Below are 15,254 nucleotides of genomic sequence, written 5' to 3'. Positions count from 1 at the left end.
CGCACACCGCGCCGCCGGTCACACCCCGACCGGCGGCGCGGACGCGTAGTTTGCAGTACATGCGTGATGCCGTTGCTGACCTGCGTCGGATCGCGTTCCTGTTGGAGCGCGCCAACGAGGCCACCTATCGGGTCCGGGCGTTCCGGTCGGCGGCAACCGCGCTGGCCGCGCTACCCGCCGCCGAGGTGGCCGAGCGGGCCCGCACCGGCAAGCTCACCGAACTCGCCGGGGTCGGCGACGTCACGGCGCGGTGCGTCACCGAGTCGCTGGCCGGCGAGGAACCGGTCTACCTGCGTCGGCTGGTCGCCACCGAGGGCACCGACCTGGACGCCGAGGCCGCCGCGCTGCGGAGCGCGCTGCGCGGTGACTGCCACACCCACTCGGACTGGTCCGACGGGGGGTCACCGATCGAGGAGATGGCGCTGGCTGCGGTCGAGCTGGGTCACGAGTACCTGGTGCTCACCGACCACTCGCCCCGGTTGAAGGTGGCCCGGGGACTGACCGCGGATCGGCTGCGCCGCCAACTCGATCACGTGGCGCGGCTCAACGAGGCGCTGCCGGAGGGCTTCCGGGTCCTCACCGGCATCGAGGTCGACATTCTCGCCGACGGCTCGCTCGACCAGGACGAGGAGCTGCTGGCCCGGCTGGACGTGGTGGTCGGCTCGGTGCACAGCGGCCTCAACGACGACCGGGCGAAGATGACCCGGCGGATGGTGACCGCCGTCGCCAACCCGCACCTGGACATCCTCGGCCACTGCACCGGGCGGATGGTGTCGTCGCGTCCGGCCGGGGTGACCGGTCCCGGCGACCGGGGGCATCGGGCCCGGACCCGGGCGGAGAGCGACTTCGACGCCGATGCCGTCTTCGCCGCCTGCGTGGAGCACCGCACCGCAGTGGAGATCAACTCTCGACCGGAGCGGCAGGACCCGCCGAAGCGGCTGATCCGACGGGCCCTGGAGGCCGGGTGCCTGTTCGCCGTCAACACCGACGCGCACGCGCCGGGGCAGCTCGACTGGCAGCGTTTCGGCTGCGAGCGGGCGGCCCACTGCGGCGTACCCGCCGAAAGGGTGGTCAACAGCTGGTCTGCGGACGACCTGGTCGCCTGGACCCACGGCTGGACCGCTCCCGTCTGACACCGTAAGCGCCCCGGCCGTGCTGCTCCGCTGCCCCGCCGGACGGGTCACGTAGGGTTCGCTGCGTGGGACGAATCGATGACCTCGCGAACCGGTACGTCGCCGACTGGGCGGCGCTGAGTCCGGCGGGCGCCACCATGGTCGGCATCTCCGGACACGACGACCAGCTCGACGACCTGTCACCCGACGGGTACGCCGCCCGCGCCGACCTGAGCCGGCGCACCCTCGCCGAACTCGACGCCATCGAGCCGGAGTCGGAGGCCGAACGCACCGCCCAGGAGGCGATGCAGGAGCGACTGGGCCTCGACCTCGCCCGCTACGACACCGGCGAGACGAGCAGCGAGGTCAGCGTCATCACCTCCGGGCTGCACGAGATTCGGATGATCTTCGACCTGATGCCGCAGGAGGGCGAGCAGGCGCAGGCCAACATCGCCGCCCGGCTGCACCTCTTCGCCGGCGCGCTGGAGTCCTACAAGACCACGCTGCGCGAGGCGGCTGCCGCCGGACGGGTCAGCTCCCGGGTGCAGCTGCTTGAGGTGGCCAAGCAGTGCGACACCTGGGTGGACCCGGAGGGCGACGACGTCTTCCACGGGCTTGTCGAGCGGCTGGGTGCCGATGGCGCCCTCGGCGCGGAACTGCGCCGGGGCGCGGCGGCGGCCACTGCGGCGACCGCCGAGTTCGGGCAGTTCCTGCGCGCCGAACTGGCTCCGCACGGCCGGGAGAAGCAGGCCGCCGGGCGGGAACGCTACGAGTTGGCCTCGCAGTACTTCCTCGGTGCCCGGGTCGACCTGGACGAGACGTACGCCTGGGGGTTCGCGGAACTGGCCCGGCTGGAGGCCGAGATGCGGACGGTGGCGGCGCAGATCGCCGGGCCCAGCGCCACGATCGACGAGGCGGTGGCCACGCTGGACGCCGACCCGAAGCGCACGATCCGGGGCAAGGACGCGTTCCGCGACTGGATGCAGGGGTTGGCCGAGCAGGCGATCAGTGACCTGAACGGCACCCACTTTGACATCCCGGAGCAGGTCCGGCGGATCGAGTGCATGATCGCGCCGACCAGTGACGGCGCGATCTACTACACCGGCCCGAGCGAGGACTTCAGCCGGCCGGGCCGGATGTGGTGGGCGGTGCCGCAGGACCTGACCGAGTTCTCCACCTGGCGGGAGGTGACCACGGTCTACCACGAGGGCGTACCCGGCCATCACCTCCAGGTGGGGCAGACGGCCGTCCGGGCGGAGCTGCTCAACCGGTGGCAGCGGCTGCTCTGCTGGGTCTCCGGCCACGGCGAGGGCTGGGCACTGTACGCCGAGAACCTGATGGACGAGCTGGGCTACCTGGCGGACCCGGGCGACAAGCTCGGCATGTTGGACGGCCAGGCGTTCCGGGCCGCGCGGGTGATCGTCGACATCGGCATGCACCTCGAACTGGAGATCCCTGCGGACAACCCGTTCGACTTCCACCCGGGCGAGCGCTGGACGCCGCAGCTGGGGTGGGAGTTCATGCGGGCGCACTGCCGGGTGCCGGACGAGATGCTGCGCTTCGAACTCAACCGCTACCTGGGCTGGCCGGGGCAGGCACCGTCGTACAAGGTGGGCGAACGGATCTGGCTCCAGGCCCGGGAGGACGCCAAGGTCCGCAAGGGCGCCGACTTCGACCTGCGGGAGTTCCACCGGCAGGCGCTCGACCTGGGCGCTCTCGGGCTCGACCCGCTGCGCCGGGCGCTGGACCGGCTCTGAGCCGCGCACACGGGACGAGGGGCACCCCTCGTCCCGTGTCGCCCTTCGGCGCGTCGGGATCAGTCCTTGTCGGAGTCGCTCCGCGCGGAGCGATGCCCCGGCACGGTGGGCCCGTCGGACTTCCAGTTGGTCGACGCGGGCGGGCTCTCGTCGGACCACGGGCCGCTCTGCCGCTGGTCGTCGCGGACCGCCGGCTGGTCAACCCGGGTCGGCGCCGAGGTGGCGGCATGCCGACCGGTTGCGCCACTCCGGCCCCGGTCGCGGGAGACCAGGAATCCGACCAGGATCAACGCCACACCGAGTACGGCCGAGTCCGAGCGGCGCGTACACGCCGAGGATGGTGAGCTGGCCCCGGCTCTCCTTGGCCCGATCCATCTCGTACGCCGACCTGCTCCTCGCCCGCCAACTGTTGCCGGCGGCCGACTCCGGCGCGTACGCGGTCGGTGCGGTCCTCGCCAAGGGGGCGCTGTGGGCGCCTCAGGTGGTCACCCTCCTGGTGCTGCCCCGGCTGGCCCGGGGCGACCGCCGGGCCCGCGTGGTGGCGTTGGGGCTGATCCTGGTCTGCGGCGCGGCACTGGTCGCGGCGGCCGCCGTCGGCGGGGAGGTGGCGTTCCACCTGGCCGGCGGCACCGATTACCGGCATCTGGCCGGGTCAGCCCCGCTGTTCGCCGCCACCGGCGCCCTGTACGCGGTGGTGTCAACGATCGGGTGGCGACCGCCACCCGGAGGCCGGCCCTGCCGCTGTGGGTGGCGTCGGCCGTGCTGGCGGTGGCAGCCACCCTGATCGCGCCGCGCACCGTCACCGGCGTGTTGTCCTGCGCCCTGGCCACCGCTGCCGCGACCGCGCTGATCATGGGCTGGCTGGCCTTCCGCCGCAGCGCCGCTGACCGGGGAAACAATGCGTGATCACCAAGAGTGACCGTCGCGACCGTCTCGACATGGTAGACCGGCTCGTCCGAGGACTACCGGGCCACTCGGACTCCCCGCCGGCCGCACCGTTGGTTACCGTAGTTGTCTTCCGGGTGGATCCCATCCCCCTGCGGTAGTTCCCCGAAGAGGTTGCTGTGACGTTGTACGGCGAGAAGAAGCCCCCCGCCGACGATCGGCCCACCGTGGAAGTGACCGCGGTCAACTGGCCGGCCGATCGGCCGGAGCCCGAGGCGAGCGCCGCCCCGCCGGGCACACCGGCCCGGCCGCGCCGGTTCCGCCTGCTCCTCGCCTCCGGGGTGGCCACAGCCGTGCTCGCCTCGGTGGGCGCGGTGACCGTCTGGGCGTACGCCGGTGACGTGCCCCGAGGCACCAGCGTGATGGGCACCGAGCTCGGCGGGCGGAGCCGGACCGACGCGGCACGTGAGTTGCGGGCACAGCTGGACCGTCGCGCCGCCGAACTCGCCGCCCCGCTCCAGGTACGCATCGGCGAGCGGTCAGCCGAGATCAACCCGGCGGAGGTCGGGCTCACCGTCGACGTCGACGCCACGGTGGCTGCTGCGGCGGCCACCGACGCGCACGCGGTGGACCGGCTGGTCGGCTCGCGGCAGGTCGAACCGGTGGTCTCCGTCGACGTGGCGAAGCTGGAGGCCGAGCTGGAGAAGCTCGTCGGCGACCAGGGCCGCAAGATGACCATGCCGGCGATCACGTTCACCGGCACGAAGCCGAAGGTGCGTCACCCCAAGCCCAGCCTCGCCGTCGACCCGGAGCACTCCGCCGACGTGGTCAAGGCAGGCTGGTTGAGCGGCCAGCCGGTGACGGTGCCGCTGGTGGAGAGCCACCCGGCCACCTCGGCCGAGGAGGTGGACCGCATGGTGCGCGAGCTGGCCGAACCGGCCGTCGCCGCGCCGGTGAAGCTGACCACCGACCGAGGTTCGGTGAACATCCCGCCGGGGGCCATCGCGAAGGGCCTCCGCTTCAAGGCCGACAAGGCGGGCAAGCTCACTGCCAGCATCGACATGAAGCGGCTGCGGGACGCCCTGGGGAACCGGCTGAACGAGGTCGAGCTGGCGCCCAAGGACGCCAGGATGACCATTTCCCGCGGCAAGCCGAAGGTGGTCGACGGGCGTGCGGGCCAGCAGGTCGACACCAGCAGCCTCGGCGACGACCTGCTGGCAGTCCTGCCCCGCACCGAGGACCGCACGATCACCGCAAAGCTCACGGAGAAGGAGCCGAAGCTCACTGCGGAGAAGCTGGGCGGCCTCGGCATCAAGGAGAAGGTCTCCTCCTTCACCACCCACTTCACCGGCGGACTCTCCTCGGCGCGCAGCCAGAACATCGTGACGATCGCCAAGAAGGTGGACGGCACCGTGGTGCTGCCCGGCGAGACGTTCTCCCTCAACGGGCACACGGGCGAGCGCGGGTACGCCCAGGGCTACCGCGACGCGCCAGTGATCATGGACGGCAAGCTGGTACCGGGCGTCGGCGGCGGCACCTCCCAGTTCACCACCACGCTGTTCAACGCCACGTACTACGCCGGCCTCGAAGACGTCGAGCACAAGCCGCACTCGTACTACTTCAGCCGCTACCCCTCGGTCATCGAGTCGACCATCTTCTGGCCGAACCTCGACTTCAAGTTCCGCAACAACACCGACCACGGCGTCCTAATCGACACCTCGTACACGGGCAGCTCGCTCACCGTGTCGATCTGGAGCACGAAGATCTGGGACAGCGTCAAGACCGAGTACAGCCCGCGACGCAACATCACGTCGTCCAAGACGGTCTACCTGGAGCCGGGCCCGACCTGCATCCCCGCCAACGGCAGCCAGGGCTTCACCCAGGACGCTTTCCGGGTCATCAAAAAGGACGGCAAGGTGGTCAAGCGGGAGAAGTTCACCTGGACGTACCGCGCCGAGCCGCGCTTCATCTGCGCCAAGGAGCCCGGCTCCTGACGTCCGTCCTGCACCAGCTCCATCACGGCCCCGCCGGCCCCGCGCCGGCGGGGCCTTCCGTGTAAGGAAGGGTCCCCTGCTAACGCCTCGTGCATAGCAGGGGACCCTTCCTAACACCCGGACGCTCCGATCCTCACCCGGCCGACAGCGGCGCAGGCCGGGGGTGTGGCGGGTCATGCCGATCCCGGGCGCGACATACCGTCGAGTCCCGAGCGGAACCCTTCCGGGTACGACCGTCGTCTAGTGCCTGCACCAATCTGAAGGCTGTGATGCCGCAGCGCCCCTTATCGCTCCCATCCAGGCCGGCTGGGGCAGGGTCGGGCCGCGCAGCGGCTCTGCTTCGCCCAGCGAGGGTGAGCCAGCCACTCTCTATCGCCTTGTCTACAGCGGTGCCACGACTCGCGAAAGTCACGCCGGGCTGCGCTAAGGGAGCGTAAATGCGTTTAGGGCCACCCCCTTGGGGGTGGCCCTAAATCGAGAAGATGTCCGGCGGTGTCCTACTCTCCCACACCCTCCCGGGTGCAGTACCATCGGCGCTGGAGGGCTTAGCTTCCGGGTTCGGAATGTTACCGGGCGTTTCCCCTCCGCCATGACCGCCGTAACCTTATCAACATGTCAAACACCATCCCGCGCCAACACCACGTGTCGGGGGCGTGTTTGTTTGTTGTGAGTTACACAGTGGACGCGTAGCAGCTTTGATAGTCAAGTCCTCGGCCTATTAGTACCGGTCAACTGAACCCGTTACCGGGCTTACATCTCCGGCCTATCAACCCAGTCGTCTAGCTGGGGGCCTTACCCCACCAAAGGGTGGGTGGGATACCTCATCTCGAAGCGAGCTTCCCGCTTAGATGCTTTCAGCGGTTATCCCTTCCGAACGTAGCTAACCAGCCGTGCCCCTGGCGGGACAACTGGCACACCAGAGGTTCGTCCGTCCCGGTCCTCTCGTACTAGGGACAGCCCTTCTCAAGTATCCTACGCGCACGGCGGATAGGGACCGAACTGTCTCACGACGTTCTAAACCCAGCTCGCGTACCGCTTTAATGGGCGAACAGCCCAACCCTTGGGACCTGCTACAGCCCCAGGATGCGACGAGCCGACATCGAGGTGCCAAACCATCCCGTCGATATGGACTCTTGGGGAAGATCAGCCTGTTATCCCCGGGGTACCTTTTATCCGTTGAGCGACACCGCTTCCACACGCAAGTGCCGGATCACTAGTCCCGACTTTCGTCCCTGCTCGACCCGTCAGTCTCACAGTCAAGCTCCCTTGTGCACTTGCACTCAACACCTGATTGCCAACCAGGCTGAGGGAACCTTTGGGCGCCTCCGTTACCTTTTAGGAGGCAACCGCCCCAGTTAAACTACCCACCAGACACTGTCCCTGAACCGGATAACGGTCCGAAGTTAGATACCCGAATCAACCAGAGTGGTATTTCAAGATTGCCTCCCCTCATACTGGCGTACAAGGTTCACCGGCTCCCACCTATCCTACACAAGCTAACTCAAATACCAATGTCAAGCTATAGTAAAGGTCCCGGGGTCTTTCCGTCCTGCCGCGCGTAACGAGCATCTTTACTCGTACTGCAATTTCGCCGGGCCTGTGGTTGAGACAGTGGGGAAGTCGTTACGCCATTCGTGCAGGTCGGAACTTACCCGACAAGGAATTTCGCTACCTTAGGATGGTTATAGTTACCACCGCCGTTTACTGGCGCTTAAGTTCTCCGCTTCGCCCCGAAGAGCTAACAGGTCCCCTTAACGTTCCAGCACCGGGCAGGCGTCAGTCCATATACATCGAATTACTTCTTCGCATGGACCTGTGTTTTTAGTAAACAGTCGCTTCCCCCTGCTCTCTGCGGCCATACAACGCTCCACCCGCGCGGGGCTTCACGTCTCCGGCCCCCCTTCTCCCTAAGTTACGGGGGCAATTTGCCGAGTTCCTTAACCACAGTTCGCCCGATCGCCTCGGTATTCTCTACCTGACCACCTGTGTCGGTTTGGGGTACGGGCCGCTCGAAACTCGCTAGAGGCTTTTCTCGGCAGCATAGGATCACTGACTTCACCTGAATCGGCTCGGCATCACGTCTCAGCCCCATGACGTGCGGATTTACCTACACATCGGCCTACACGCTTACCCCGGCACCACCACCGGCCGGGCTCAGCTACCTTCCTGCGTCACCCCATCGCTTGACTACTACCCGCCAGGTTCCCACGCTCCCCGCGTTTGGTCCGAAGACCGCCCACAGCTCGGATGGTTAGCACAACGAGGTTCATCAGGGACGCTCCTTCGCGGGTACGGGAATATCAACCCGTTGTCCATCGACTACGCCTCTCGGCCTCGCCTTAGGTCCCGACTCACCCAGGGCGGATTAACCTGGCCCTGGAACCCTTGGTCATCCGGCGGAAGGGTTTCTCACCCTTCTTTCGCTACTCATGCCTGCATTCTCACTCGTGCCGCGTCCACAACTCGATCACTCGGCTGCTTCACCCCCGGCACGACGCTCCCCTACCCATCCACACACCTGCGCCAAAACCACAAAGATTCCAGCGAAGCACACATGTGAATGCCACAGCTTCGGCGGTGTACTTGAGCCCCGCTACATTGTCGGCGCGGAACCACTTGACCAGTGAGCTATTACGCACTCTTTAAAGGATGGCTGCTTCTAAGCCAACCTCCTGGTTGTCTATGCGACCCCACATCCTTTTCCACTTAGCACACGCTTAGGGGCCTTAGCTGGTGATCTGGGCTGTTTCCCTCTCGACTACGAAGCTTATCCCCCGCAGTCTCACTGCCGCGCTCTCACTTACCGGCATTCGGAGTTTGGCTGATTTCGGTAAGCTTGTGGGCCCCCTAGACCATCCAGTGCTCTACCTCCGGCAAGAAACACACGACGCTGCACCTAAATGCATTTCGGGGAGAACCAGCTATCACGGAGTTTGATTGGCCTTTCACCCCTAACCACAGGTCATCCCCCAACTTTTCAACGTTGGTGGGTTCGGCCCTCCACACGGTCTTACCCGCGCTTCAGCCTGCCCATGGCTAGATCACTCCGCTTCGGGTCTAGAACATGCGACTCCAACGCCCTCTTCAGACTCGCTTTCGCTACGGCTCCCCCACACGGGTTAACCTCGCCACATGCCACTAACTCGCAGGCTCATTCTTCAAAAGGCACGCCGTCACCCCGCAAGGCTCCGACGGATTGTAGGCGAACGGTTTCAGGTACTATTTCACTCCCCTCCCGGGGTACTTTTCACCATTCCCTCACGGTACTCGTCCGCTATCGGTCACCAGGAAGTATTCAGGCTTACCAGGTGGTCCTGGCAGATTCACGGCAGATTTCAGGAGTCCGCCGCTACTCGGGAACATCCATAGAAGACCAGCTGCTTTCACCTACCGGACTATCACCGTCTACGGTCGGCCTTTCCAGACCATTCGACTAACAACTGGTTTTGTGACTTCTTCAGTGAGTGTCAGCCCACCACACAGAGTCCCACAACCCCGACCACGCAACCCCTGACAGGTATCACACGCAACCGGTTTAGCCTCAATCCGCTTTCGCTCGCCACTACTCACGGAATCACTATTTGTTTTCTCTTCCTACGGGTACTGAGATGTTTCACTTCCCCGCGTTCCCTCCACACACCCTATGAGTTCAGGTGCAGGTGACACCACATGACTGGTGCCGGGTTACCCCATTCGGACACCCTGGGATCACAGCTCGGTTGACAGCTCCCCCAGGCCTATCGCGGCCTCCCACGTCCTTCATCGGCTCCTGGTGCCAAGGCATCCACCGTCCGCCCTTGACAACTTGACCACAAAGATGCTCGCGTCCACTGTGCAATTCTCAACAAACAACCAACCCACAACCCACAGCCCCACACCAGCAACACCACCCCCACCAGGGGACAACATCCGGTATGCGAGACCAGGCCATGCCTGGCAACCACCCCCACCCCCACAGAGGCAAGAAAGATGGCTCTGAAGCAAACAACCACACTGGATTGTTCCTTCAGGACTCAACAGGGTGCCAACCATCTCCCCACAGCCGCACCAACAGAAAACTCTTTCCACACCACCCCCACAAAGGAAGATGGCCGTACTCGAACCTGCCGGCCGTTGCCACAAGAAAACTCGCCAGTGTCTCCGCCAACTGAGCACCCCGACCCGACATCCGCAGGCCGCGGGCTCCATACCAGCTTTCGCCGGATGGTGCTCCTTAGAAAGGAGGTGATCCAGCCGCACCTTCCGGTACGGCTACCTTGTTACGACTTCGTCCCAATCGCCAGCCCCACCTTCGACGGCTCCCTCCCAAAAGGGTTGGGCCACCGGCTTCGGGTGTTGCCGACTTTCGTGACGTGACGGGCGGTGTGTACAAGGCCCGGGAACGTATTCACCGCAGCGTTGCTGATCTGCGATTACTAGCGACTCCGACTTCACGGGGTCGAGTTGCAGACCCCGATCCGAACTGAGACCGGCTTTTTGGGATTCGCTCCACCTCACGGTATCGCAGCCCATTGTACCGGCCATTGTAGCATGCGTGAAGCCCTGGACATAAGGGGCATGATGACTTGACGTCATCCCCACCTTCCTCCGAGTTGACCCCGGCAGTCTTCGATGAGTCCCCGCCATAACGCGCTGGCAACATCGAACGAGGGTTGCGCTCGTTGCGGGACTTAACCCAACATCTCACGACACGAGCTGACGACAGCCATGCACCACCTGTCACCGGCCCCGAAGGACCCCACATCTCTGCAGGATTTCCGGCGATGTCAAACCCAGGTAAGGTTCTTCGCGTTGCATCGAATTAATCCGCATGCTCCGCCGCTTGTGCGGGCCCCCGTCAATTCCTTTGAGTTTTAGCCTTGCGGCCGTACTCCCCAGGCGGGGCGCTTAATGCGTTAGCTGCGGCACAGAGAACCGGAGAGGCCCCCCACACCTAGCGCCCAACGTTTACAGCGTGGACTACCAGGGTATCTAATCCTGTTCGCTCCCCACGCTTTCGCTCCTCAGCGTCAGTATCGGCCCAGAGACCCGCCTTCGCCACCGGTGTTCCTCCTGATATCTGCGCATTTCACCGCTACACCAGGAATTCCAGTCTCCCCTACCGAACTCTAGCCTGCCCGTATCGACTGCAGGCCCGCAGTTGAGCCACGGGTTTTCACAGTCGACGCGACAAGCCGCCTACGAGCTCTTTACGCCCAATAAATCCGGACAACGCTCGCGCCCTACGTCTTACCGCGGCTGCTGGCACGTAGTTGGCCGGCGCTTCTTCTGCAGGTACCGTCACTTACGCTTCGTCCCTGCTGAAAGAGGTTTACAACCCGAAGGCCGTCATCCCTCACGCGGCGTCGCTGCATCAGGCTTCCGCCCATTGTGCAATATTCCCCACTGCTGCCTCCCGTAGGAGTCTGGGCCGTGTCTCAGTCCCAGTGTGGCCGGTCGCCCTCTCAGGCCGGCTACCCGTCGTCGCCTTGGTAGGCCATCACCCCACCAACAAGCTGATAGGCCGCGAGCCCATCCCAAGCCGAGAAACTTTCCACCCACAAACATGCGCCCATGAGTGAATATTCGGTATTAGCCCCCGTTTCCGAGGGTTATCCCAAAGCCTAGGGCAGGTTGCTCACGTGTTACTCACCCGTTCGCCGCTCGAGTACCCCGAAGGGCCTTTCCGCTCGACTTGCATGTGTTAAGCACGCCGCCAGCGTTCGTCCTGAGCCAGGATCAAACTCTCCAACAAAAACCCAATTGGAAAAGCAAACCCCAGCAACAAACAAATGTTGCCAAAGGAATCCCCACCAACCGAGCAAACACTCGGCCAGCACGGGACATCACAAAACAATTTGGCACTGGCTTATCAAGCACCCTGTTGAGTTCTCAAAGAACAACCACACACCATCAGAACACCCGACCAGCAGGCACCCGTCCGGGGACCAACCCGCACCCACCTCACGGCGGGCACTTTTACTACGCTACCTTACCGTCTGGCCCGTGTCAACCGGTGTGTCCCGGTCCGTCACGCTTCTGGCGGTTCGGCATCCGTGACCCAGCGCAGCGACGAACCGCCTTGCTTGATCGTCGGATTTGGCAGGCCGGCCGCTGCGGTCTCCCGCTAGCTCGCCCGGTTCCCCGCCGGTCGTGAACCTTACCCGGTCGGTTCCGCTCCGCCAAATCCGCCCCTCGGCGTCTTCGTCGAGCCCCGCCCAAACCGCGTCCATTGAGGAACACTCCGCACTGAACTCGGTACCGCCTGGTCCGGACCTTGTGGCTTTCGCCCCGTTTGCCCGTTCCGCAGCGGCAGGGAGAAAGTTACGCGTCCGCAGGTTTGATCGTCAAATCCGGGGGAAGCGGTCCCCGTCACACTTCGGTTCCCGTGACCGCTTCGGCGGTCCAAGGTGGCCTGTTCCACCAGGTCCACACGCAGCGACGCCTGGGGAACCGGACCGCAGCACGACCCTGGCGGGCCGGACCGTGTTTGACCCGTGTGTCCAGCTCAGCGGGTACCCCAGCGGGACGCCCGCCAGGCGCGTACGCCGAGCAGTCCCACGGCTGTGCCGATCGCCAACGACGCCCCGATCAGCAGCGCGTGGATCCAGAGGAAGCCGGTGGCCGGCCAGTCCCCGACCGTGCCACTGGACCAAGACCTCGGGTCGTTCCAGATGGCCACCGCGAACCTCGGCCAGATCAACCAGGTCCAGACACCCACGCCTGCGAGGAACACGGCCCAGCCACGCGACACCACCATGGTCGGCGAGTATGCCAGCGGGCGGCGGGGGCAGTACCCGGATCGGCCGATCGGTACGGTGGGGCCATGACCCCGCCGCTGAGCCGCACCAATGCGGAGGCGCACCTCTACATGGACCTGCATCCCTGCTCGTGCGGGGACGCCCGGTTCCCTCGCCAGAGCGCGGTCGTCGCGACGGCCGACGGTGAGCTGGCGAGCCGCTACACCGGCGCCTGCGCCGGCTGTGGCCAGGAACGGAAGTTCGTCTTCCGGCTGCCACCGGAACTCGGAACGCCGGGTGCCGGGTTCCGCTACGGCGGCGACGAGCCGTCCGAACTGCTCGATCCGGGCGAATGGCTGCTCGTCGCCGACGCGTACGCCGGACAGGTGCCCGCGACGCCCGCGGACGGCGACGCCGGGCAGCGGGCCCGAGCCGCGTTGACCCGGGCCGTCGCCGCGCTCGACGAGGTCGGCAAGTTCATCCCGGCGGACGGTGACGCGGTACCCCAGGCGGCCATCGACAGCGACCGGGGGCTTCAGCTGCACCAGCGTGAGCCCGGACGGTTCCGGCGGGACCGGCTGCGGGCGGTACGCGACGCGTACGCCGGGATGCTGGCGCAGCTCGGCTGAGTCGGTCCCGGCGGCGACGACGGCGGTCAGAGCCCTCGGGCCTCGTCCAGGCACGCGGCGTTGGTGGCCAGCAGCATGGGCAGCGCCGCGAGGAACTCACGCAACACGTGGCGGGGATCGTGCTCCCGCTCGTCGACGAAGTCGACCCGCGCGCCGGCCTCGGCGAACACCTCGCAGACCTCCCACAGGCTGGCGCCGACGCTGCTCCACTGCCAGACGTCGTGCACCAGTGTCGGCACCCGGATCACCGGCTCCATGCCGAACAGGCCGATGCCGTAGCTCAGCGGGTCCTCCGGGCTGTTGCCGAGCGACACCATCAGCGGCAACACCCGGTGCGCGCGGGCAAACCCCTCCAGGTCGGGATCATCGGGACTCACCTCGACCAGCAGCCCGTCCTCCAGGAAACCCTCGACGATCCGCTCCGGATCCGTGACCCCGACGGCGGTGGCGGACTCCACCAGAGCGCTTCTGGTCCACGGCCGGGCCGGCGCGTCGGTCGGGGGATGCGCGGCAGCCCAGACGGCGAACGCCGCCGGGTCCTCCATCGTCACCAGGAGGCGACCGATGCCCAACGAGTAGTAGGCGACCGGGGCGCCCACCTCCGGATGGAACTCGCCGGTGTAGCGGCCGACCGGCAGGATCAACGGCTGGGTCATCGGCGACGTCCTCGTCTCGGTCACGGCTGCGGCTCCAGGTAGACCACGCTGGCCAGCAACAACGGGTGCAGGGCTCGGAGGAGTGCGGGAAGCAGCAGCTCCGGCTCGGTCGACTCCGCGTCGCTGCCTCCGCTCTCGCGCTCGTCGGCGCCCAGCGACTCGCACACGTCCCAGAGGCTCTCCCCGGAGCGCCCGCTCTCCCAGAGGTTGTAGACGGAACGGGTGACCTTCACGATCGGCCGTTCGAAGAAGCCGATCGACCACAGCCAGGGCTCCTCGGCACTGTTGCCCAGCCCAACCATCCGCGAGCCGAGCCGGTGCCGCTGGGCGAAGTCGACCGCCGCCTGCGTGTCGGGCGTCACCTCGGCGATCAGGCCCTCGGCGATCAGGCCGTCGAGCAGCGGTTCGACGTCCACACCGGGGAGGTGCCCGGCCGCCGCCTGCCGCACCGAGGCGAGCGACCAGACCTGCTCCTCCTGGCGGTCGGCGGTGCTGTGCGCGAGCGCCCACAGCGCGAAGCGGTGGTCGTCCAGGTCCCAGACGTCCGGGCCGAGCCGGACCCGCTGGTAGCGCTCCGCGGCGCCGACCTTGGGGTAGAAGGTGCCGAAGTACTGCCCGAGCGGCAGCAGCAGGGCCGGTGGGGTCTGCGTACTCATGGCTGCCCGTCCTGGTAGTTGCGGGGGTCGGTGAAGGTGCCCGGTGGCAGCATCTGCACCGGCGGGAAATGGTCGACCTCCACGGGAGTGAGTCGGCCCAGCAGGTAGCCCACGGACCTGGCCACCCTGCGTAGCTTCCTCTCCCGGGCGACGGAGGCAGGTGGACCGGGCGGGCCGACCAGGTCCAGTTCGTGAACGAAGTACACGATCGAGTCGCCCGACCGCGTCGAGACGACCAGCAGGCCGCCGGAGGGGTTCGCGATCACCAGCCAGGCCGGCGACAGCCACGGGTCGCGGTGTCGCTGTTGGGCCTGCACCAGATCGAAGAGCGGGTAGTCGGGGTGCACTCCGAACAGCGGGCGTTCCGGCGTCAGGGCGAACGGCACACCGGGTACGTGGTGCGGCACCTCGGGCTGCGCGCCGTTGTTGCGGCGCAGCCATTCGCGGTAGTCCGGTGGCAGGCGAAGGCCGAGTGCGGATTCGACCGACTGGAGCTGGGCCTCATCGAGCTGGCCGTAGGGCCGCAGCCGAGCGGGTTTCCACAGACGCCCGGTGGGCGGGTCCATCACCTCGTTCGCGTCCACCCGACGGACCGTGACCTCCCACTGGTCCTCGCTGGCCATGTCCAGGTCGGCGAACCGCCAGGTCTCGTCGCCCACCGGGAACGTCTCGCCCAGCCTCACCTCGTGATGCGTGGACTCCTCGGCCCAGTGCGGCATGACAACCATGTCGGCGCGCACCGGCGGCCCCACGTCGACCCATCGCACCGCCAGGCGGGCGTGCCCGATGTCGACCGGGACGTTGTTCGGAATGGAGGTGATCTCCGTGAAGGAGCGCAACGGCCGT

The 15,254-nt window shown here is 66.3% G+C and carries 11 protein-coding genes and 3 rRNA genes; 6 read left to right on the top strand and 8 right to left on the bottom strand.

The annotated features are described in order from the left end of the window. Positions 1–59: 59 nt before the first annotated feature. Entirely contained in the window at positions 60–1,133 is a 1,074-nt protein-coding gene (locus ID554_RS16455) for a PHP domain-containing protein (RefSeq protein WP_117227234.1), read from the top strand. A 65-nt stretch (positions 1,134–1,198) separates the two neighbouring features. Next, positions 1,199–2,869 carry a DUF885 domain-containing protein gene (locus ID554_RS16450; RefSeq protein WP_117227233.1) on the top strand — a complete coding sequence of 557 codons (1,671 nt, stop codon included), beginning with the start codon at positions 1,199–1,201 and terminating at the stop codon, positions 2,867–2,869. A 59-nt stretch (positions 2,870–2,928) separates the two neighbouring features. On the opposite strand, the gene ID554_RS16445 is transcribed toward ID554_RS16450, so the two are convergent. Then, positions 2,929–3,165 carry a hypothetical protein gene (locus tag ID554_RS16445; RefSeq protein WP_117227232.1) on the bottom strand — a complete coding sequence of 79 codons (237 nt, stop codon included), beginning with the start codon at positions 3,163–3,165 and terminating at the stop codon, positions 2,929–2,931. A 41-nt stretch (positions 3,166–3,206) separates the two neighbouring features. Between ID554_RS16445 and ID554_RS16440 the strand changes: the two genes are divergently transcribed. From ID554_RS16440 to ID554_RS16430, 3 genes are all read left to right on the top strand, one after another. Next, a complete protein-coding gene (locus ID554_RS16440; RefSeq protein ID WP_191088563.1) occupies positions 3,207–3,653 on the top strand; it encodes a hypothetical protein in 447 nt (148 codons plus the stop codon). Beyond that, on the top strand, positions 3,638–3,775 hold the full coding sequence (locus tag ID554_RS16435; RefSeq protein WP_191088562.1) for a hypothetical protein: 138 nt from the start codon (positions 3,638–3,640) through the stop codon (positions 3,773–3,775). The genes ID554_RS16440 and ID554_RS16435 overlap by 16 nt, the downstream gene beginning before the upstream one ends. 158 nt (positions 3,776–3,933) lie before the next feature. Then, positions 3,934–5,748, top strand: a complete 1,815-nt coding sequence (locus tag ID554_RS16430; protein WP_117227231.1) for a VanW family protein — start codon at positions 3,934–3,936, stop codon at positions 5,746–5,748. Positions 5,749–6,232: 484 nt separating this feature from the next. Here ID554_RS16430 and rrf read toward each other — a convergent pair. From rrf to ID554_RS16410, 4 genes are all read right to left on the bottom strand, one after another. Continuing rightward, positions 6,233–6,349 (bottom strand): 5S ribosomal RNA (gene rrf, locus ID554_RS16425). 97 nt (positions 6,350–6,446) lie between these two features. Continuing rightward, positions 6,447–9,559: ribosomal RNA gene (locus tag ID554_RS16420) — 23S ribosomal RNA — on the bottom strand. Positions 9,560–9,965: 406 nt separating this feature from the next. Then, positions 9,966–11,482: ribosomal RNA gene (locus ID554_RS16415) — 16S ribosomal RNA — on the bottom strand. Together the 16S, 23S and 5S rRNA genes form the textbook arrangement of a ribosomal RNA operon. A 753-nt stretch (positions 11,483–12,235) precedes the next feature. Continuing rightward, the gene (locus tag ID554_RS16410; protein ID WP_117229906.1) at positions 12,236–12,487 is read right to left on the bottom strand and encodes an SCO4848 family membrane protein; all 252 of its coding nucleotides are present in this window, start codon (positions 12,485–12,487) and stop codon (positions 12,236–12,238) included. 66 nt (positions 12,488–12,553) lie between these two features. On the opposite strand from ID554_RS16410, the gene ID554_RS16405 reads away from it, so the two are divergent. Next, positions 12,554–13,096 (top strand): hypothetical protein, encoded by a 543-nt coding sequence (locus ID554_RS16405; RefSeq protein WP_117229907.1) that lies wholly within the window; start codon positions 12,554–12,556, stop codon positions 13,094–13,096. A gap of 26 nt (positions 13,097–13,122) precedes the next feature. Here ID554_RS16405 and ID554_RS16400 read toward each other — a convergent pair whose 3' ends face one another. The 3 genes from ID554_RS16400 to ID554_RS31740 are packed head-to-tail and all read right to left on the bottom strand — an operon-like array spanning position 13,123 to position 15,247. Continuing rightward, on the bottom strand, positions 13,123–13,752 hold the full coding sequence (locus tag ID554_RS16400) for a hypothetical protein (RefSeq protein ID WP_117229908.1): 630 nt from the start codon (positions 13,750–13,752) through the stop codon (positions 13,123–13,125). 20 nt (positions 13,753–13,772) lie between these two features. After that, on the bottom strand, positions 13,773–14,408 hold the full coding sequence (locus tag ID554_RS31745; RefSeq protein ID WP_223884115.1) for a hypothetical protein: 636 nt from the start codon (positions 14,406–14,408) through the stop codon (positions 13,773–13,775). After that, positions 14,405–15,247 carry a DUF6406 domain-containing protein gene (locus ID554_RS31740; RefSeq protein WP_223884114.1) on the bottom strand — a complete coding sequence of 281 codons (843 nt, stop codon included), beginning with the start codon at positions 15,245–15,247 and terminating at the stop codon, positions 14,405–14,407. Before ID554_RS31740 ends, ID554_RS31745 begins: the two co-directional genes overlap by 4 nt. Positions 15,248–15,254 lie beyond the last annotated feature (7 nt).

The sequence above is a fragment of the Micromonospora craniellae genome, assembly GCF_014764405.1.
Classification (GTDB): Bacteria; Actinomycetota; Actinomycetes; order Mycobacteriales; family Micromonosporaceae; genus Micromonospora; species Micromonospora craniellae.
The sequence above is the reverse complement of the archived record's forward strand: the minus strand, read 5'-3'. Positions and strand labels throughout refer to the sequence as shown.